This window comes from Solibacillus sp. FSL W8-0372, assembly GCF_037969735.1.
In the GTDB taxonomy this organism is placed as follows: domain Bacteria; phylum Bacillota; class Bacilli; order Bacillales_A; family Planococcaceae; genus Solibacillus; species Solibacillus faecavium.
The window spans coordinates 2,921,884-2,939,576 of the sequence record NZ_CP150204.1; the positions used below are offsets into that span (position 1 = coordinate 2,921,884).

General features: G+C 35.4%; 20 protein-coding genes and 3 pseudogenes. 9 read left to right on the forward strand and 14 right to left on the reverse strand.

Annotation, left to right across the window (positions count from 1 at the left end):
• Positions 1-138: 138 nt before the first annotated feature.
• The 4 genes and pseudogenes from MKY13_RS15020 to MKY13_RS15035 form a co-directional block, all read right to left on the reverse strand.
• Positions 139-1,344, reverse strand: coding sequence for an EAL-associated domain-containing protein (locus MKY13_RS15020; RefSeq protein WP_339213570.1), 1,206 nt, complete (start codon positions 1,342-1,344; stop codon positions 139-141).
• Positions 1,345-1,499: 155 nt separating this feature from the next.
• Positions 1,500-1,604, reverse strand: a pseudogene (locus MKY13_RS15025) (iron-sulfur cluster assembly accessory protein); the annotation flags it as partial.
• Between the two features lie 491 nt (positions 1,605-2,095).
• A complete protein-coding gene (locus tag MKY13_RS15030; protein ID WP_339213572.1) occupies positions 2,096-2,677 on the reverse strand; it encodes a hypothetical protein in 582 nt (193 codons plus the stop codon).
• Positions 2,678-2,718: 41 nt separating this feature from the next.
• Entirely contained in the window at positions 2,719-3,354 is a 636-nt protein-coding gene (locus MKY13_RS15035; protein ID WP_339213574.1) for a serine/threonine protein kinase, read from the reverse strand.
• Positions 3,355-3,740: 386 nt separating this feature from the next.
• Between MKY13_RS15035 and MKY13_RS15040 the strand changes: the two genes are divergently transcribed.
• Positions 3,741-4,109: a hypothetical protein gene (locus MKY13_RS15040; RefSeq protein WP_339213576.1), complete on the forward strand. Its 369-nt coding sequence runs from the start codon at positions 3,741-3,743 to the stop codon at positions 4,107-4,109.
• 324 nt (positions 4,110-4,433) lie between these two features.
• Here the strand turns inward: MKY13_RS15040 and MKY13_RS15045 are convergent, their stop codons facing one another.
• Positions 4,434-4,934, reverse strand: coding sequence for a recombinase family protein (locus MKY13_RS15045; protein WP_339216952.1), 501 nt, complete (start codon positions 4,932-4,934; stop codon positions 4,434-4,436).
• Positions 4,935-5,046: 112 nt separating this feature from the next.
• Between MKY13_RS15045 and istA the strand changes: the two genes are divergently transcribed.
• Together istA and istB are read left to right on the forward strand one after the other, a co-directional pair.
• Positions 5,047-6,567, forward strand: a complete 1,521-nt coding sequence (gene istA, locus MKY13_RS15050) for an IS21 family transposase (protein ID WP_318245237.1) — start codon at positions 5,047-5,049, stop codon at positions 6,565-6,567.
• Position 6,568: 1 nt separating this feature from the next.
• Entirely contained in the window at positions 6,569-7,321 is a 753-nt protein-coding gene (gene istB / locus MKY13_RS15055) for an IS21-like element helper ATPase IstB (protein ID WP_191701900.1), read from the forward strand.
• 52 nt (positions 7,322-7,373) lie between these two features.
• On the opposite strand, the pseudogene MKY13_RS15060 reads toward istB, so the two are convergent.
• Positions 7,374-7,487 (reverse strand): annotated as a pseudogene (locus MKY13_RS15060) (recombinase family protein); the annotation flags it as partial.
• A gap of 279 nt (positions 7,488-7,766) precedes the next feature.
• Between MKY13_RS15060 and MKY13_RS15065 the strand changes: the two are divergent.
• Positions 7,767-7,967 (forward strand): hypothetical protein, encoded by a 201-nt coding sequence (locus tag MKY13_RS15065; protein WP_339213578.1) that lies wholly within the window; start codon positions 7,767-7,769, stop codon positions 7,965-7,967.
• Positions 7,951-8,595, forward strand: a complete 645-nt coding sequence (locus tag MKY13_RS15070; protein WP_339213580.1) for a type II toxin-antitoxin system VapC family toxin — start codon at positions 7,951-7,953, stop codon at positions 8,593-8,595. The genes MKY13_RS15065 and MKY13_RS15070 overlap by 17 nt, the downstream gene beginning before the upstream one ends.
• Positions 8,596-9,036: 441 nt before the next feature.
• Here MKY13_RS15070 and MKY13_RS15075 read toward each other — a convergent pair whose 3' ends face one another.
• The 3 genes from MKY13_RS15075 to MKY13_RS15085 all read right to left on the reverse strand — a co-directional run bounded on the left by MKY13_RS15075 (position 9,037) and on the right by MKY13_RS15085 (position 12,327).
• A complete protein-coding gene (locus MKY13_RS15075) occupies positions 9,037-10,230 on the reverse strand; it encodes a hypothetical protein (RefSeq protein ID WP_339213582.1) in 1,194 nt (397 codons plus the stop codon).
• A gap of 531 nt (positions 10,231-10,761) precedes the next feature.
• Positions 10,762-11,790 carry a tyrosine-type recombinase/integrase gene (locus MKY13_RS15080; RefSeq protein ID WP_339213584.1) on the reverse strand — a complete coding sequence of 343 codons (1,029 nt, stop codon included), beginning with the start codon at positions 11,788-11,790 and terminating at the stop codon, positions 10,762-10,764.
• Positions 11,791-11,952: 162 nt separating this feature from the next.
• On the reverse strand, positions 11,953-12,327 hold the full coding sequence (locus MKY13_RS15085; RefSeq protein ID WP_191699853.1) for an iron-sulfur cluster assembly accessory protein: 375 nt from the start codon (positions 12,325-12,327) through the stop codon (positions 11,953-11,955).
• A gap of 208 nt (positions 12,328-12,535) precedes the next feature.
• Between MKY13_RS15085 and MKY13_RS15090 the strand changes: the two genes are divergently transcribed.
• The gene (locus tag MKY13_RS15090) at positions 12,536-13,228 is read left to right on the forward strand and encodes a DUF2225 domain-containing protein (protein WP_339213587.1); all 693 of its coding nucleotides are present in this window, start codon (positions 12,536-12,538) and stop codon (positions 13,226-13,228) included.
• A gap of 104 nt (positions 13,229-13,332) precedes the next feature.
• On the opposite strand, the pseudogene MKY13_RS15095 reads toward MKY13_RS15090, so the two are convergent.
• Positions 13,333-13,655: pseudogene (locus tag MKY13_RS15095) on the reverse strand (NifU family protein).
• On the opposite strand from MKY13_RS15095, the gene MKY13_RS15100 reads away from it, so the two are divergent.
• Complete coding sequence (locus MKY13_RS15100) at positions 13,654-13,986, forward strand: YuzD family protein (RefSeq protein WP_339213589.1); 333 nt, start codon at positions 13,654-13,656, stop codon at positions 13,984-13,986. The pseudogene MKY13_RS15095 and the gene MKY13_RS15100 overlap by 2 nt on opposite strands.
• Positions 13,987-14,032: 46 nt before the next feature.
• On the opposite strand, the gene MKY13_RS15105 is transcribed toward MKY13_RS15100, so the two are convergent.
• Positions 14,033-15,100 (reverse strand): NAD(P)/FAD-dependent oxidoreductase, encoded by a 1,068-nt coding sequence (locus tag MKY13_RS15105; protein ID WP_191699850.1) that lies wholly within the window; start codon positions 15,098-15,100, stop codon positions 14,033-14,035.
• Positions 15,101-15,425: 325 nt separating this feature from the next.
• On the opposite strand from MKY13_RS15105, the gene MKY13_RS15110 reads away from it, so the two are divergent.
• Entirely contained in the window at positions 15,426-15,665 is a 240-nt protein-coding gene (locus MKY13_RS15110) for a YuzB family protein (RefSeq protein WP_191699849.1), read from the forward strand.
• A 25-nt stretch (positions 15,666-15,690) separates the two neighbouring features.
• Here the strand turns inward: MKY13_RS15110 and MKY13_RS15115 are convergent, their stop codons facing one another.
• Both MKY13_RS15115 and MKY13_RS15120 read right to left on the reverse strand, forming a co-directional pair.
• On the reverse strand, positions 15,691-16,455 hold the full coding sequence (locus tag MKY13_RS15115) for a TIGR01457 family HAD-type hydrolase (protein WP_339213591.1): 765 nt from the start codon (positions 16,453-16,455) through the stop codon (positions 15,691-15,693).
• Complete coding sequence (locus MKY13_RS15120; protein ID WP_191699847.1) at positions 16,455-16,907, reverse strand: DUF86 domain-containing protein; 453 nt, start codon at positions 16,905-16,907, stop codon at positions 16,455-16,457. The genes MKY13_RS15115 and MKY13_RS15120 overlap by 1 nt, the downstream gene beginning before the upstream one ends.
• 91 nt (positions 16,908-16,998) lie before the next feature.
• On the opposite strand from MKY13_RS15120, the gene MKY13_RS15125 reads away from it, so the two are divergent.
• Positions 16,999-17,265: a DUF3055 domain-containing protein gene (locus MKY13_RS15125; RefSeq protein ID WP_191699846.1), complete on the forward strand. Its 267-nt coding sequence runs from the start codon at positions 16,999-17,001 to the stop codon at positions 17,263-17,265.
• 42 nt (positions 17,266-17,307) lie between these two features.
• On the opposite strand, the gene MKY13_RS15130 is transcribed toward MKY13_RS15125, so the two are convergent.
• The gene (locus MKY13_RS15130; RefSeq protein WP_339213592.1) at positions 17,308-17,652 is read right to left on the reverse strand and encodes a YutD family protein; all 345 of its coding nucleotides are present in this window, start codon (positions 17,650-17,652) and stop codon (positions 17,308-17,310) included.
• Positions 17,653-17,693 lie beyond the last annotated feature (41 nt).

Below are 17,693 nucleotides of genomic sequence, written 5' to 3' on the forward strand. Positions count from 1 at the left end.
ATTTTAATGTACTAGCGCAAGTACTAGAATAATTCTATTTTCTGTACGCTAGAATGTGCTATTTTTTTACGAAATTACTACTTTTAATAGTAGCGTTTTTTATTGGTTATTTCAAACAAATCAGTAAATAGTACTCTATTAATTAACGATATTATGCTCATATAAATAGTCATATTTGATATCAATAAATAAAAATTCTTCATTGGCAATTGCCATCGAGTAGGTACGCGTTAGCTCACCTGTTTCAATATCGCTATATACACCTGACAATTCTCCCTGGTTATCTTTTGTCATTTTAATAATGTTCAATAGGAAATATGGTCTCCAGCTCCAGTTTTTCCCTATTGTTTCTTGATGCATTTCCCACTTACCATCTTTCCAACTTATATTCGGTGATGTTTGGAAACCATTGTTATCACAAATATAAAGTCGGAATGCACAATCTTCCAGAGCTTTTGCCAACTCCAATAATTTTTCGTTTTGCATACTTGTAGGATTTAACTGTTCCACAATTGTACAGATTACTCGCTCAAGCCGCTTCATTTCGTCATATTTATGTAGAAGCTGCTTCTTCTCTGTAGCGATAAATTGCTCACATTCTTTGCGGAAACGCTCTTTTAATGAATCACGTGCATGTAATTCCTTCAGTGGGAGTTGTAAATAAGGTCCTTTATAGTAACGTGCCCCGTTTTTCCATCCATGCTGTAATTGGTATACTGTTTCGATATTTTCAATTAATAATTGAGTACCCATCTTAACAGCAAGAGTACGGATCGTAGAGAATGCGTGATTTTGAGCACCCCACAAATTATAATTTAGCTGACCTACATTCAATTTTAAAATGGATGGCTCGAGCAACATAATATTTTCAAGCTGCGTTTGAGACCCGACATCTGCAAATGCAATTTTTACGCCGTATGTCTTTATATAACGGATTAGATGTTGGAGTTGGTTGGTCTCCCCATCAAATTTATGCTCGGTCATTACAAGTGTAATATTCGATAAATTCGATTCTACAACTATTTCTTTTAACATTGAAAAATAGTTTTCTCCAAAATCTAGCATAAGCAACTCAGGGTTACAAGGAATATATAAACCAAAATCATCGATTAAATGTGCAACTGCCTGTAAAGTTTTCCGGACAAATAATAGCTCAATTTCTGCTCTAATATCCGCAGGCACATCTTTTTCGTATGTGAATTTTTCGATATTAATTATCTTATTTTCGCTTTCTACTTGACCAATTACTTCGTATGCAATTACGCGATGTCCATCTGCACTATAGATCGGCTCATATAAAATTTCGATTTGATCCAGCTTATCCAATAACTCTAATACACTCACCTCATTGCCCCCTAGCAGTATGGTTTTATTATTATAATAATTCAAACTTTATAATAATACAAAAGTATACACTAAAACATAGTACCGTTATAGGAGATATAAGAATTCAAAAAAGCCTTTAGCATTTCTTGCTAAAGACTTAGTCATTTTAATTATTATTCACATGGTTGCTCTACTGCTGGACGTGCAGCCGCTTTAAAGCTTGTGCCGCATCCGCATGAAGCAAGTGCGTTCGGGTTGTCGATTGTGAAACCGCCGCCTGCACCTAGATTATGTGAAATGTTGTTATATCAACGTTTATCATTATTTTCAGGGGTTGTAAATCACAGGGTGGATTGTGTATCCCGTACCTCTATGATTGTGTATGTTACGGTTTCAATTATACCCAAACTTATATTTAAACTCTACATTTTATCGTTTCGTGAACTATTTTAATTCGTGTGGCTGTAACAGGTCACCTATCGATTCCAAGACACTCTACCTCAATATCGGAAACCACGCCCCCTAATGTCCACTACAAGATTTGTAAATGCTCCTAAAACTCAATTGGCAGACAGTTCAACATTGACAACGTATGAACGCTCACAGGACGTTCTCAGATGACATTATCTGTTTTAGCTACACAAAAAAAAAAACGAGACAGACCTTGGGGCTATCTCGCTTTGTTGTTCCACTTATTCACTAGCTGCTTTAAAGCACATGCTGACTGTATGCGCTCAATAGCGTTCATTTGACTAAAACAAGAAAATTATCATAGTTGACCTGTTCTAACTAATCTCATTCTTTCAAAAGCTTTTTCGTCATTATAAATTTTTAGTTCTTCTAAGTATGCTTCTTGTTGAAGTTTAATTACCTCGTGTTGATTACTTCCATCCATAGGAATTTTTGATGATATCAAGGCTCTAAGTAATTGTGTAAGCGGCTCTCCGATTGCTTGCTTAAAGTTAAATCCAAGCATTTGAAGAATTAAGAATGTCTCTTTTGATATTATTGGTTTAATTGCTTCTATAGCTTTTTCTGTAGTTGCTGCTTGCTGACCGTCATCATTAGCTACAAACTGCTCTAATATAGGTAATAGACTATTTGAAATATAATCAATTTCATCATCTGAAATCTTTTGAGTTATTAGTTGTTCTTCATATAGTTGAACCATTTGTATTAATTCGTTTTTTTCGGATATCAACTCACTAATTATTTCTTCTAATCTATTGATTGTTTCGCTATCTTCTTTTGCTTCTTTAGCTACTTTTACCCTATCCATTATCACAGGCACACTATTACGAGCGACTAAAGTTGCGAATTTGGTGCCTAATGTTGCGAAATCTAGTTCCATCTTTCTTTCCCTCCTAAACTCGCTCTCTATTACAGCTTCCTCTATTTTTTAAGATTTAATCGATTTACTATTTCTTCAATATAATTTTTAAATGCTATTGGAGTTACCTTATCATGCCTTCCATCATAGGTACTTGAAACGCCATTATACTTCGAAGCTTTAGAAAAAATGGCAAACTGACCTGAAGTGTATCTCACTACCAACCTTGCTTCTTCAGGCAACCTTCTTCCATTGTACTCATTAGAATCCCAGTGATTTCTAGAAATATATTTGCCTTTTTCAATCTCTACTAGTTCTTCACTTTTAAAAGATAGGTTTTCATATACTCCCGTTACATCTAATGTGTCAGCTTCTAACATAAAATAAGCCCATTCGTAATCAGCTTCTTCAAACCATTGAAAAGTAAGCTTCTTCGGTTTGATTATATACACTACACCTAAGTCCATTTCAATACATTGTGACTCATTAGAAATACCACATCCCTTTAAATCTAATCCACCACTTTCAGGCAAAAAAGTGTGATTAAGAGCTTTGTGCGTACCCACATAATCTAGTACTTCTATTATCTCTTGACGGTCTGACCAAACCTTTTGTAATGGAGTATTACCTTCAAAAAGACTAGTTATCATTTCCTCCCACAGCGGTAATTGTTTTTCTCTAAACTCTTGACTATGCATTTTTACGCATCTCCTTAATATACTTTATTTTAAATATTTTACCATTTATTATAAATTAATGAACCCCTATAAAATAATAAACATTATAGGTAGACTATTATTACAAATAACAATCATCTAAATATCGGAAACTAGGGCTAACCCTGCATCAAAACTCATAGGTCATCCAACTTCCCTACAAGTGCTATGACACGTTATATCAAAACATGATTAAGGTTATTCAGAGCTTCCTAGGAGAGCTGAGAAGTCTTGTTGTGACCTCACAGGCTGCTCTGTTAGCTTTTCACATGACCAATGTAAAATGATGATTTTACCTTGTGTTATTATTAGACTCATTGTAAATTATTGGTTAAAATATTTACTATAAAAGTGAAGGGAGGACACATATGATTAACTCTGTTGAAGTAGATTCATTAGTTCAAAGATTAAAAGATGATTATGAAGATTACGAAGGACTGCAAGATTATAGTCATGGTCTTTTAAACTACCTAAAAGAATTACTTGAAGATGGCAACCTTGCCCATGAAGCAGCAATTGGCTCTGCTAAACTAGCAATAACACAGGGTATTGGAGCTTTAACAGAATTACAATTAAAAGCAATAGCCCTCGATATGCTTAAAAATGATGTATATTTGCCAAAGTGTCCTAACGATTGGTGCAGTAATTTAGTCTCATGGTCAGATATGAGTACTGCCATTTACGATGGTAATTGTTGTGAATGTCAGACACGAGAAGAGAGAATAATGAATGAGTAACATACAACATACGTTGAAGAGCTTCTTTTTTTGAAGCTCTTTATTTCCTTTCAAAACTCTTCTATTTATGTACAATTTAATGACCGTTAAGGTATTAAGGAAAAATTAGTTCATCCTTTTACAGTTATCTCTTTCATACCATCATTCTTTGATTGATAATGCTTATTTATTGTTTCAAGATTCTTATGATTTTAGCAATTGTCGCTAGGTCTGCACCTGCTTCATACATTGTACCCCTTTCCATTAATACCTATATTATACTGTACTTAGTTAAAGCACAAAAAGGAACATATCAACACTGACATGCTCCTGCTTTCAAAATCCTTAAACTTCCTTTGATAGTTTCTCAGCTTTACGCTTCTTACTTTCACGCTTCAATGTGCTCATACTAATCTTCGTACCTCTACGTGCCATTTCTTTCTCTACTTGAGCAAACGACATTGTTTCAAGTAGTTTCATGGCTTCATCTAATTGATACTGATTGTATTTCTTAGGTCTACCTTCCTTGAAGTCGGGATTCAGTTTCGCTATCGCCTTCCCTTCCTGTGTGCGTTCTACAATCATGTTACGTTCCATTTCAGCAACAGCTAGTAACGTGGTTAAGAAGAACCGCCCCATGCTCGTGTTCTCCAATAAGCCTACATTCAGCACATGCACCTTAATATCCTTCTCAAACAGTTGTTCAATCAGCTCAATACCTTCTTTAGTATTACGTGCTAGTCTGTCTAGTTTAGTTACAACAAGTTTATCCCCAACTTGTAATACTTCTAGCAGTTCCTGTAACTTTGGTCTGTCTGTAGACGTACCTGTTGTAACCGCTAAAATAAACTTAACAGTTTTTGCTCATTTCAAATGAACACTTTTCATCTAAATAATAGTTTCCTGTAAACTGGAAATATCAGTTTATAAGGAGGCTGTCCCAATGGAGGAGAAGCTTGTGTTACATATTGAAATCCATCAATTACGAAAACGTCGTTTAAGAATTGCACAGATTGCTAAACGACTTAAAATTTCACGTAATACTGTGTATAAATATTTAGATATGTCATTTGAAGATGCAGTAATTGAATTTAGTCATACTGGTCGAAAGAAAAAGCTAGATGAATACCGGGATTGGATTGTGAATTGGTTACGTGAGTATCCTAGTTTAACGGGTGCACAAATTTTAGATTGGCTGCAGGAGCAGTTTCCATCAATTAATGTTGGAGAAAGTACTGTAAGACGCTATGTAAATGAAATACGTGAGATTTATCAAATTGAAAAGATAGACGAACCTCGAGAATACGAAGCGGTAATTGAACAACCACCAGGCAAACAATTACAGGTAGATTGGGGACAAACGATTCAAAAAACAACAGATGGCAAAGAAGTAAAATTATATTTTATCGCCTTTGTTTTAGCACATTCTCGTCATAAATATGTCCTTTGGTTAGATCGTCCTTTTACAACAAGGGACACCATTGGTTGCCATGAAAAGGCTTTTCAGTTTTACGAAGGTGTGACAGATGAAATTGTTTATGATCAAGATAATTTAATTGCGGTAAGTGAAAATGCCGGCGATCTCATTTTAACGAAGGATTTTCAGCAGTATGTCAAAGACCGTAAGTTTAAAGTATACCTCTGTCGAAAAGCAGACCCTGAGTCTAAAGGGAAAATAGAAAACGTTGTAAAATACATTAAGTATAATTTCGCTAAAAATCGCATCTATACAACACTTGAAGATTGGAACCATCGGTCTTTGAAATGGTTAGAACGTACAGGTAATTATAAAGTGCACAATACAACAAAAAAAAGACCTTTCGAAGTGTTTCTCCTGGAAAAGCAACACTTAAGAAAAGTCTCTACACCGCTTTCTATAATAGAAAGCAACCATACAGAAATTATAACAAGGAATGTGAACAAGGACAATACAGTTCGGTACGCATCAAATCGATATTCGGTTCCATTGGGGACTTATACGAAATATCCAATCATACATTTAGTGCCCCAAGGGCAGAAACTAAAAATTTTAGCACCGCATACTGGAGAAATTCTTGCGGAACACACAATTAGTTTAGAAAAAGGAAAACTTATAAAAAATTTAAATCATGGACGTGATCGCTCCACATCGCTCGATCAATTACAACGAAAAGTGCTTACATTATTTCCTTATGAAGATGCTGAGCAATATATTGAAGATGTTTGCCATACATACGGTCGTTATCGTAGAGATCAATTATTACTGTTCCAAAAGGTTGCGAAAGAGAGTCCAGAATGGATTCCAGCAGCGATTGATAAATGTATTCAAGAAAAGTTATATAGTGCAAATGAGTTTCGAGACGTTGTTGCCTATTTTAAGCGGACAAAAATCGAACCAGAGCAACCCACAACTGTTGTAAAAGAATCAAAAGAATCTCTAAAAATAGCTGTTCAAACGAGAGATTTAAAAGAATACATTCATCGTATGGGAGGTAAATAAAATGAGCAAAAGTGTGGTAGATATTCAACAAGCTTTTAAACAATTACGTTTAGCAGAAACGGCTGAGGGGCTCCCTGAGCTTCTCCGTCAAGCTGAACAAGTATCATGGACTTATTTAGAATTCCTTGAGGAATTAACAACATTAGAGCTTAGAAGACGTGAAGAAAAGAGCATAGAGAAACGCTTGGCTTGGGCGCGATTTCCTTATCATAAACCCTTGCATATGTTTCAACTAGAAGAACAAACAGCGATTACAGAGCGTCAAATGAAGCAGCTGCAAGAGTTTCAATGGTTAGAACAAAGTTATAATTTAATTCTTTTAGGACCACCTGGTGCAGGTAAAACATTACTGGCCGTAGGCTTAGGCATTGAGGCAATACAAGGAGGCTTTCAAGTCTATTTTATTACAATGGGTGAACTAATTCAGTTACTGAAAACGGAGGAGTTTACGCATCGCTCACAAATCCAATTAAAACGTTTGCGGGCGTCAGATTTAATTATTATAGATGATGTGATGTATATGGCTTTAGATCAACGCGAAGCAACGTTATTCTTTCAACTCGTGCACCAGCTGTACGAGCAAAGTTCACTCATTTTAACATCGAATCGAAGTCCAGAAGAATGGACAGAATTAGTGGACAATCAGGGAATGATGACAGCTATTTTGGATCGGCTGTTACATCGAGTCGAGGTTATTCATATGAACAACGAAAGTCATCGTTTAAAACATCAGCAAAAGATTTTTAACGAATAAAAAGTGTTCATCCTTAATGAGCAAAAAATGTTCAATTTGGGTTGACGGTTACACCTGTGAACTTTTCTTGATAGATGGTTTCAACATTCTCATTATGTAAAGCTTTAATCTGTACTTCAAGGTCTTGTCCTTTTGTTGACACCCTAGCATATCCATATATCGTCATTTTGTACCCCCGTTCCTTAATAACTTTCGACACTTAGTTATGACACCGTTTGATACTTTGATATTACAGTGTCCCCTCTTCGGTGTCAATACTTAAAAGTTTTGACACTAAAGCGCCCTACTTGATGTTCCTAAACTACTTGCTAGAATTATTTTTCTTGACACAGTTAAATATTTACATTAAGTAACATTAATGGTACATTATTTTACAAGTATGCATCTGTACTAAGAATACTTTTTTAAAAAAAGGGTAATCTGTTGGTAAGGAGGTGCATATACTATGAATAAGGGGAGTGGAAAAAATATGCTTCTTACACCGCCAAAAAGGCCTAATAAAAAGAAAGCACTATCATCCCGTCAACAAAAGAGAATAGAATTATTATCTTCTTTAGCAGGCTCTATCAAAACACCCTATGAAGTAGATGCCGTTGAAACAGTAAATGAATTACGAGGTAAGACTGACCATGACTACCACAAATAATTTCTTTGACAACGTCATCACTTTAACAACTGATGACGTTCTTTTTTTAGATACTAACTTTTTAGTAGCTCTTATCATTGAGAGTGAACCATATCACAAAGTAGTAAAAAACTTTCTTGTACATGCTATTAACTCAGATTGTGGACTTTACATTTCCGCCACAGTTGTAAAAGAACTTCAATTCACAATAGCTAAGATTCTTTATGCTACTGATATGGTTAATGAGGGAAGATATTCAAAAAAACAAGCTAAAGGAAATTGGGGTAACTTACCAAAAACTTCTGAAAAAGGCTTGGTACAAAAGTACAATAGGCTTGCTAAGGAAAAAGTAGATACTGTTTTGGCTTTAACTGAACATGTAGATACTACATTTGATACAACAGCTTTTGCCTTAGACTTCTCAATTAAGTATACCCTTCATACAGGAGATGCTTTCATTATTAGTAGTACATACTTATTAGGTGCAAAACTTGTAACTCTCGATAAGGACTTTACGTCTATTGATGATATTGAAGTTATTTTTGCAAACAGTCCTAATCCACAGCTTTTCAACCCGGCTATCTACGATAAAATTGAAAACCACGATGTTATCTTGAATCAAGTTGAATCTATTTTGACTTCTAAATAACCTTCACTCGCAATCGAAAGCAAAACAAATCATGAGTTGTTCCCCTCCCTTTCGATTGCTGTGAGTTATCGTATCCCCTATCATCATGCTCCAATGATTCCCTAATAATTATACTGTTTGTTGCTCTTGCTACTGTAAATGATTGATTCTGTTATCTGACTTAAAAGCAGCGATTACTCGGACAAAAAGAAAGACCACTTCAAATTGAATCGAAATGGTCAAACGTTATCGTATCGTAAAAAAATATAACAGGGTCATTTGGTTATAGGTACTATGTGACTCTCAGAACTGTCCTCAGCGTCACTGAAATGAAGTGAAGTGGGTTATTGCCTACCTCGATTTATCTCACAGCTTGTCATACCTGATTGCTGTTCAACCATACCTTATTGGTACTGAATAACCTCAGCGTTTTGCTCGATGATTCTTTTTCGCTAATTGTTATTAACTACAATTCCAAGATTTAAGCTTGCTCTCTGTTACATACATCACTTTAAATCCCCATGTCCCTATTTCTTCATCTTTGACTCTATTAGAAAACGCAAATTGCATGTGATACAACTCTCTTTCAGCAATCACATAATCCCTTTTGGAATCCTTTAGAGATACAATATCATCTTTGGTAGGTTCATACTTAGAAATTAGCGTTCCATCTATCTCATAATCTAACTCTCTCAAGAGAATTAAGGTATTGTAAATATAGAATCTTTTTTCAACAAAATTCACTTGATAATTGGGGTTATTTTCTCTTTGTAGAGTTAGTTGAACTAATCTATCTGAATATGCTTTTAAAAATTGTTGTACACCTAAAGCATTTTCATAACTGACAGACTGTTTATCATTAATTTGATAACCTCTATAAAAAAGTATAAGCCCTCTAGTTCTAAGCATTTCGTCGACTTCTACCTTTGCTTCAATAACTTTTTCATTTGTAGGTTTGAAAAAGAAATCCCTCAAGCTAACATTTCGAGAACCTAAAATCTTGGCTCTCTCTTTTTCAACATCAGAATATTCTTCCTCAGATGGATAAGAAAATGTACCACCTAGTAAGACAAATATAGGGCGTTTAATAACCTGTATTTTATTTTGCTTTTCCAACTCTCTAAAAGAATTAGAAACTACTTCTTTATTTCTTTGATAAATAGTATTTTTAAACTTTTCAATTATTTTCAAAAGCTCTTTTTCTTTATACAATCCATCAAAAACCTCTTCAGAAACTATTTCATCTATTTCCTCTAAGGTAGGAAGTCCAAACAACTTTGCCCACGAGTTTAAGGAACGAGGAAATTCATCATTTACCTCTCCAAGTGATAAGACAAAATGAATATAATCTTGCATTATCAAATCTTCTTCTGTCCACTTCTTACCATTGTTACTTCGATTATCTTCTAGAGGTAGTGCTTCTTCATAAAGGTTTGTAATCTCATACATTACAGGTTGACCTTTCTTTTTTCTCAAGCGAACCCACGATTCACATATTGATTCAACCTTTTTGAGGAATGATTTATAAGTACCATTTTGTTTTAAGAAACCTTTCTCTAAAAAATGTGGGTTCGTTAATTCTGAACCACTGTAACCATAGGTCACTGTTAGTTCAATAAGCTCTTTTTCTGTAATTAACACTGTATCTGTCTGCATTATTTTCTCTCCCTTTAAATCTACCCCTGAATCAAAATATATATTAAATTCTTAAGTCTTTTATATATGATTTTGATTCGGGGGTATTTTGAATTTTTGTTCTAAAAACGCTAATTTTTAAATATGTAAATGGTTTACTAACTCACATAACATACTTATTTGAAAACTCTATCATGAAATTTTCTTATATGCGTTGTTTCCTTTCACTCTATTCCAAAAGGGTTATTAATATATTTTGCATTTATCTAATACAGTGGAAACCCAATGATACCAATGATTTTCCGTTACCTACTGAAACAAAACTAAACTTTCTTCAGTACCCACTAAAAACAAAGTAAAAGTCGATAGCACATTAGATTTTCACGTCAGAAGTGGCATTTTCTATGGATATACCTATGGAATATAGCCACCTTGTCCAAATTTGCCACCAACATGTACCTTTTTCGTTTGTTTTACCTACTGAAAGCACCTACCCATGTAAACCGCCACTAAATAAAAAGAAGCTAGAATATTTCTCTAGCTCCATAGTAACTACTGCTTCTTATTCAACAAATTCATCACAGGCGAAAAACTGTCATGGGTCTTACGCAAGTCATCTGTGTCCATCTGAATGTACCTACGCATTGTACGTATGTCGCTCCATCCACCCATCTTTTGTAGAGTGAATGAATCACAACCATTAAGCGTCATATTCTTAGCCCAAGTGTGACGATAAACGTGAGCTGTAACCTTCTTATCTTTGATTCCTGCTTTCTCTGCATAAAATTTTAAGCGTTTATTGAAATGGTTCTGACCTAGTGGTTCTCCCCACTGAGATAAAAAGATTCTATCTGTTGTAAAGTGCTTCTTATTCTCTCCAATAAGCTGTATGAGCAACTTTACTGTATGTCCTGACATTGGTACAATACGAGGCTTGCGGTTCTTGTTGACCTCTGCCTTGAGCGTTATGAAGCGTGTTTGAAAGTCTATATCAACCGCTCTCAAGCTTAGTAGCTCATTCGCTCTAATACCACAATCTAAAAGAATTGTCATCGCTACATAGTCTCGAAAGCCCACATAATCTCGCTTCTCAGGCTGTTTAAATAGTTCTTTAACTTCTTCATCGGTAAAACAGTTTGTAAGGTCTAAATCCTGCTTCAACAGCCTCACAGACTCCATTGGGTTAATCGCTATTAATCCCTCACGTTCTAAATGATTAAACATAGCTTTGTACACTCGTAGGCGAATATTGATAGTTGTATCAGCAAGTCCTACCCCTTGTTCCTCTTTAATGAATTTATGCCCTTCATACTTTTTAACATCATACTTAAGGTAATTGATATAATCTCGAAAAATCTGAGGTGTTAGTTCATCAACCATTTCAATTTCATAATTCTCCTTAATCCATTTTACAAAATATCCCCAATCCTTTTGATAATCTTTTAAAGTTCTAGGACGTAAACCTTCCGCTCTTTTAGCTGACGTTACAAGGTCAATCGCCTGTTCAAATGTAATCTTAGGGTAGTCCTTCTCCATAGCCATTTTCCCTACTGCTGTTCGTTTTTTCTTCTTCAAAACCATACAAAAAAGCCTCCTCAATTTGTTATGTTTTTGCAACATACAAATCAAAAAGGCTTGGTATTTACAACCCTTAATACATCATTTTGGGGTTGTGTTTACACTCTTTGGGGATTGTGTACATATCAATTTCCGCTGTTATTTACAATCCTATACAACAATCCATTATTCACATGGTTGCTCTACTGCTGGACGTGCAGCCGCTTTAAAGCTTGTGCCGCATCCGCATGAAGCAAGTGCGTTCGGGTTGTCGATTGTGAAACCGCCGCCCATTAATGATTGTTTAAAATCAATTTTAGTATCCTGTAAAATACCCGCATCTTCTTTAGATACGATAATTTGAATCCCGTATTGGTTGTCAACGAAGTCGTCTTCATTAACTGTTTGCTCAAATGCCATACCATATGAAAGACCACTGCAGCCCCCGCCTTTTACGGCTACACGCAAGCTCGCATTTTCCTCTTCGTTTTGGACCATCATTTCTTTGACTTGAAATGAGGCCGCTTCTGTTAATATAATTACTTGTTTTTCACTTGCCATTTCAGTCACCTACTTTCTTTACTTATCATATCAATTGTAAAACGTATCTGACAACAAAACTGCCTAGTCCAAGTATTTTACTACAGCACTTTTATTACTGGAGGATAAAATACCTAAAAAAATTCATAATAATTCAGTTAATTTATCACTATTCCTGTAATTCCCTTGCTATAATATAGTTATTATTTATGCGAGAGGTATGTGACCTATGATAATTTCCCCATACTATGAAAAAGATGTTGAATGCTTAAATTGCAAAAAAAAATTCCCTACATTAAAAGTGCGTTCAAAATCCATAAAAGTTGACCATACCGAATCCGATTTTCACCCAATATATGCAGATAATCAAGTCAACGCATTATACTATAATGTATTCGTTTGTCAGCATTGTGGATTTTCCTTTACGGAAGACTTCAATCAATATTTTGCCCCGGGTGTCAAAGAACAAATCACTATTCAAATTTCTAATAATTGGATACCACACAATTTTAAAAGTGAGCGTACGGTTTTCGATGCCATCCAGGCATATAAACTTGCTTTATTATGTGCAACTATTAAAAAAGAAAAATTTGTTATTATATCTGGTTTGACCCTACGACTTGCATGGTTATACCGCTCCATCAATAATACTGGGCAAGAACAACGCTTTCTTAAAATGGCACGTGATTTTTATATGGAAAGCTTCTCGACGGAAGATTTTTCAGGTACACAAATGTCTTCCATACGTATTATGTATATGATTGCTGAATTATCACGTCGAATCAACGACTATCAAAATGCAACTCGCTTCTTTTCACGCGTTATCGAAAGTCAGCGTGTAGGTGGCGAAGCAAAACTTATAGAGATGGCCAAGGAGCAATGGGAATTGATCCGAGAAGAACGTGAAAAAATGCCCCTATAAAAAAAATATAGAGCTGCCTTAAATTTAAATTTAAGGCAGCTCATGCTATTTTGCTATTTTCCGCAAAATGGAATACCCCTTAATCTAAAGGATAATACCATTAATTAGAATACCTGCTCTACTTCAACAATACCAGGCACTTCTTCTAATAGTGCACGTTCGATACCTGCTTTTAACGTAATTGTAGAACTTGGGCAGCTACCGCATGCGCCTAGTAAACGCAGCTTTACGATACCTTCTTCAATATCAACTAATTCACAGTCTCCGCCATCGCGTAATAAAAACGGGCGTAATTTATCTAAAACTTCCTGTACTTGTGCATATTGTTCTGTTTCTGTCATTTTGCTCGACTCCCTTCATTAAAATCATTATAATGTGAAGGAGCAAAAAAATCCATTATTGAATAGCGAAAGGTTGGAATTCCCATGTCACAATCTCAGCCAATTATTGAAGTTTTCGGCGCAAATATCATTTGTGCGAGCTGTGTGAACGCACCTTCTTCTAAAGATACATACGAATGGCTTCAAGCTGCAATCTCACGTAAATATCCAGAACAACCGTTTACGATTCGTTATATCGACATTGAAGGTACAATTGATAACGAGCGTGATCAAGATTATGCAAATCGCATACAAGAAGATGAATTTTTCTATCCACTGGTTTTAGTAAATGATGAAGTTGTCGGAGAAGGTTATGTACAAATTAAACCTGTATTTGCAGCACTTGAAGCAGCAGGCTTTGAGCCAAGTGGCGAGTAAGGAAATGCCTCTTTAGCATAATTTTGCTAGAGAGGCATTTTTATTATTAATTATCGTTTTGACGTTTATAATACCAAAGAAGACCTGACTTCATTAGGCGTGCAATACGTCCTGTTACCGTTGTATCAGCTAAATGAACAAAGCCTTGCTTCTTACCCAGGGAGCCCATAAAGCCCTTCATTTTGATTTCTGAAAGCTTTTCCGGTAGTGGCTCGCCTTTCCAGCGCATTTTTAGTACTTTTACAATACGCTCACCTTGTTCCTCGGCTAATTGGGCTGTTGGAGGTAAATGAGAAGAAGCACAATCTCCTACTACGTATACATCCTCATCGCCAACTACATGGTAATGGTCTGTAATGATTGGGCGATTAAATTTATCTTTTTCTACATCCAATTCACGAACGATTTTTACAGGTTGTACACCTGCAGTCCAAACAATTACATCCGCTTCAATAACTTCATCGTGATTGTAAAGACGACCTTCTTCTACACGTGTAATATTAGATTCAGCAATTACTTCAACATTATGTTTTTCGAACCATGATTTAATGTATTCACTTAACTTTTCTGGGAAGTCTCGTAAAATACGGTGCGAACGGTCAAATAATTTAATTTTTAAATCTGAGCGACTTTCGCGTAATTCACTTGCAAGCTCAATTCCTGAAAGTCCTGCACCGATAATTGCTACAGTTGAGCCAGGAGCTAAACCGCAAACCTTTTCAAATGTTTTGCGTGATTTTGCGATAGTTTGAATACTATATGTGAATTCATCAGCGCCTGGGACACCATGATATTTATCAACACAGCCTAAACCGATAACAAGCTGGTCATATGCCAGTTCCTGTCCATCTTCCAAATATACTTTTTTATCTTCACGATCAATACGAACAACTTCACCATACACACGATTTAACCGCTCATGCTCTGGAAACGCAACACGAATTTCTTTATCTGTAGAAGTACCCGCTGCAAGTGCGTAAAATTCTGTTTTCAAACTATGGAAAGGTGTACGATCCACCAATGTAATTTCTACATCTGCCGGTAAGCCTGGTAATAAACGAAGCAAAATTCGCATATTTCCATATCCGCCACCTAATAATACTAATTTCTGCATAGCAATTTCCCTCATATTCTGTAATTAATCAATTACACCTACGCGTAATTGTGTCTGTTTTTTTCTAGTTTACCCCAAAAAAATCTATATAAATCTCCAACGCCTGTCAGAAGCTCTACCTTCATTCAGTACGAAATAGAACGCTTACTGTACGAAGAATAGTTTTGTTCACAAACTTTCCATAAACATTATAACTGTTTGTGATAAATTTCACAATATATTAAATTAGTTTTTGTGAATTAATTCACATAGCAATATATTATGAAACAGAGCAATTGACGTTAATAAAAAAACAAAGTAGCATGACTAATAGTGAGGTGACGATATGTTAAATCCATTAGTCGAATTTTGTATTAGTAACTTAGCAAATGGTGCACAACAAACATATGAACAATTAGAACAAGACCCTGATATAGATGTTTTGGAATATGGTTGCTTAAGCTATTGTACAAAATGTGCACAATGCTTTTATGCGGTTGTAAATGGTGATTTAGTCGAGGCGGATACACCAGAAGAACTGACGAAGCGCATTTATGAATATATCGAAGAAAATCCGATGTGGTAAACTACCCACACCGGATTTCTTTTTGTTATTTTAATAGCTCAATTAAATTCTCTACACAATAAGTGGGTAGCTGTGCCTGTTGTTTTACAATTTCTGTAGGCGTTACACCCGTATTGACATGAATTGTTTCACAACCAAAATGTATGCCACATAAAATATCGGTGTCATAATTGTCGCCTATCATAACCATTTCTTCTTTCTTAAATTGATGCTCGTCCGCAATGATTTGAAGCATTACTGGTGAAGGTTTTCCGATAAATAACGGTGTTACCCCAGCCACATTGCCAACTAAATGAACAAACGAACCATTGCCAGGTGCAAAACCATTTTCATTTGGAAATTTGATATCTTCATTTGTCCCGATTAACTTTGCACCATTTTGGATATAGGCACTTGCCTTAACAAGCTTTTCATAACTTATTTGGCGGTCAATGCCCATTACAAGTACATCGCTTTGTTCCTCCGTTATTTCTAATCCTTCTTCAAGTAAAGCTGTACGAATACCTGCTTCCCCAACGACATTCACCTTATTATTTTTGCAGATGGTTGCAACGTACTTTGCTGTTGCTAATGAACTCGAATATATATGATGAAGTGGTGCTTCAATACCTACACTTTTTAGCAGTTGCTGTAATGTTTCCCGCGTTTTTGACGAGTTATTCGTTAAATAATATGGCTCAATTCCCTGTCTTTGAAGATGATGGATAAATTGCACTGCAGATTCGATGCCCATTTTACCGCGGTAAACTGTTCCATCCAAATCAAAGCAGTACGCTTTATAAGCTAACATTATGCATGGTCCTCAGGTAAAAATGCTGAAACTGGACCTAACTCATTTAATAAATAATCTTCAACTTTACTTGAGAATTGTTTTAACGCACTTAAATTTGAAGTTAACACTGTTAATATTTCTTCATTATCTACTGCGATAAATTCACGGACAATCATTTTACGTAATCCCACTACTGCTTTTAGTGGTGCATCCATTTCAGGCGTAATTACTTTTTCATCAACGAAGATATCAATAATGTCTTCATAGCTGCCTGGATCACGCATAATGAAGCCATCGATTACAAGGTTCCCAACGTCCATCATCGCTTCCATCACATTATGGCCGATACGCTGTAAAGCAAGTTTATGAATTTCATCGCCTAACCAGTTGTCCGTTGATTCAAAAATTGATATTAATTCATCTAAATGTGATAAGTTGTTTGTAATTTTATTTCTATCTACGAAGTACATAGATAAAGCCTCCATTCAATCAATAAAAGTTGATAGTGTTTTCCCTTATATAGTACCATATTCTTTAGAGATGGAAGGGGTTCAAAACAAAATGGAACGATTTTTCTTATATGATGATGTAGAAGACACAAAAACGCGCTTTGTTAGTTTTGCCGGTAAATCGCAACGTTATGATTTAGCGATTTTACAAAGCAGTCGCTTTTTTGGGAAGGTTCTCGTGCTAGATATTCAGTTTGGAAGATTTGCTATTATCGGAGCTGATGATGTAGAGGAACCAGGTTATTTAGAGCATGTTTATAACCGTACTGAAGCTGATACTGAAGATTTGCGTGAATATTTACGTGAGCTATTAAGCTAAAAAAAACGAGGAAACGTATTAAAACGTCTCCTCGTTTTTCATTTATTCAGTTACTTCCGCAAGCTTTTCATCTACAATTGGTTCTGTTTCTTGCTCTTTTTTCACTTCTGTTGCGCGACCGGTTTTTTGAACAATAAAATATGCACAGCCGAAATTACAATATTCGTATAAATAATCTTGGATTGTGCTGATTTTTGTGTCAAATGTTGATTTTTGATTTTTATCATCAAAAAAACCTTTTAAACGTAACTGCCCATAACCCCAGTCACCAACAATATAATCATATTTCGTTAAAATATCTGAATAACGCGTCAGAAATGCTTCTTCCTGAAACCCTTCCCGCACATTTTCAATCAATTCATAAGTATAACCTTCCGCAATAATCAAACTAGACACCACCTATCTTATTTCCATGTTAATGAATATTG

Excerpts from the sequence above, each read along its gene's own strand:
- MKY13_RS15030 (WP_339213572.1), bottom strand. The coding sequence starts at position 2,677 with ATGGAACTAGATTTCGCAACATTAGGCACCAAATTCGCAACTTTAGTC.
- MKY13_RS15035 (WP_339213574.1), bottom strand. The coding sequence starts at position 3,354 with ATGCATAGTCAAGAGTTTAGAGAAAAACAATTACCGCTGTGGGAGGAA.
- MKY13_RS15040 (WP_339213576.1), top strand. The coding sequence starts at position 3,741 with ATGATTAACTCTGTTGAAGTAGATTCATTAGTTCAAAGATTAAAAGAT.
- istB (WP_191701900.1), top strand. The coding sequence starts at position 6,569 with ATGAGCAAAAGTGTGGTAGATATTCAACAAGCTTTTAAACAATTACGT.
- MKY13_RS15065 (WP_339213578.1), top strand. The coding sequence starts at position 7,767 with ATGAATAAGGGGAGTGGAAAAAATATGCTTCTTACACCGCCAAAAAGG.
- MKY13_RS15070 (WP_339213580.1), top strand. The coding sequence starts at position 7,951 with ATGACTACCACAAATAATTTCTTTGACAACGTCATCACTTTAACAACT.
- MKY13_RS15075 (WP_339213582.1), bottom strand. The coding sequence starts at position 10,230 with ATGCAGACAGATACAGTGTTAATTACAGAAAAAGAGCTTATTGAACTA.
- MKY13_RS15080 (WP_339213584.1), bottom strand. The coding sequence starts at position 11,790 with ATGGTTTTGAAGAAGAAAAAACGAACAGCAGTAGGGAAAATGGCTATG.
- MKY13_RS15085 (WP_191699853.1), bottom strand. The coding sequence starts at position 12,327 with ATGGCAAGTGAAAAACAAGTAATTATATTAACAGAAGCGGCCTCATTT.
- MKY13_RS15090 (WP_339213587.1), top strand. The coding sequence starts at position 12,536 with ATGATAATTTCCCCATACTATGAAAAAGATGTTGAATGCTTAAATTGC.
- MKY13_RS15100 (WP_339213589.1), top strand. The coding sequence starts at position 13,654 with ATGTCACAATCTCAGCCAATTATTGAAGTTTTCGGCGCAAATATCATT.
- MKY13_RS15105 (WP_191699850.1), bottom strand. The coding sequence starts at position 15,100 with ATGCAGAAATTAGTATTATTAGGTGGCGGATATGGAAATATGCGAATT.
- MKY13_RS15110 (WP_191699849.1), top strand. The coding sequence starts at position 15,426 with ATGTTAAATCCATTAGTCGAATTTTGTATTAGTAACTTAGCAAATGGT.
- MKY13_RS15115 (WP_339213591.1), bottom strand. The coding sequence starts at position 16,455 with ATGTTAGCTTATAAAGCGTACTGCTTTGATTTGGATGGAACAGTTTAC.
- MKY13_RS15120 (WP_191699847.1), bottom strand. The coding sequence starts at position 16,907 with ATGTACTTCGTAGATAGAAATAAAATTACAAACAACTTATCACATTTA.
- MKY13_RS15125 (WP_191699846.1), top strand. The coding sequence starts at position 16,999 with ATGGAACGATTTTTCTTATATGATGATGTAGAAGACACAAAAACGCGC.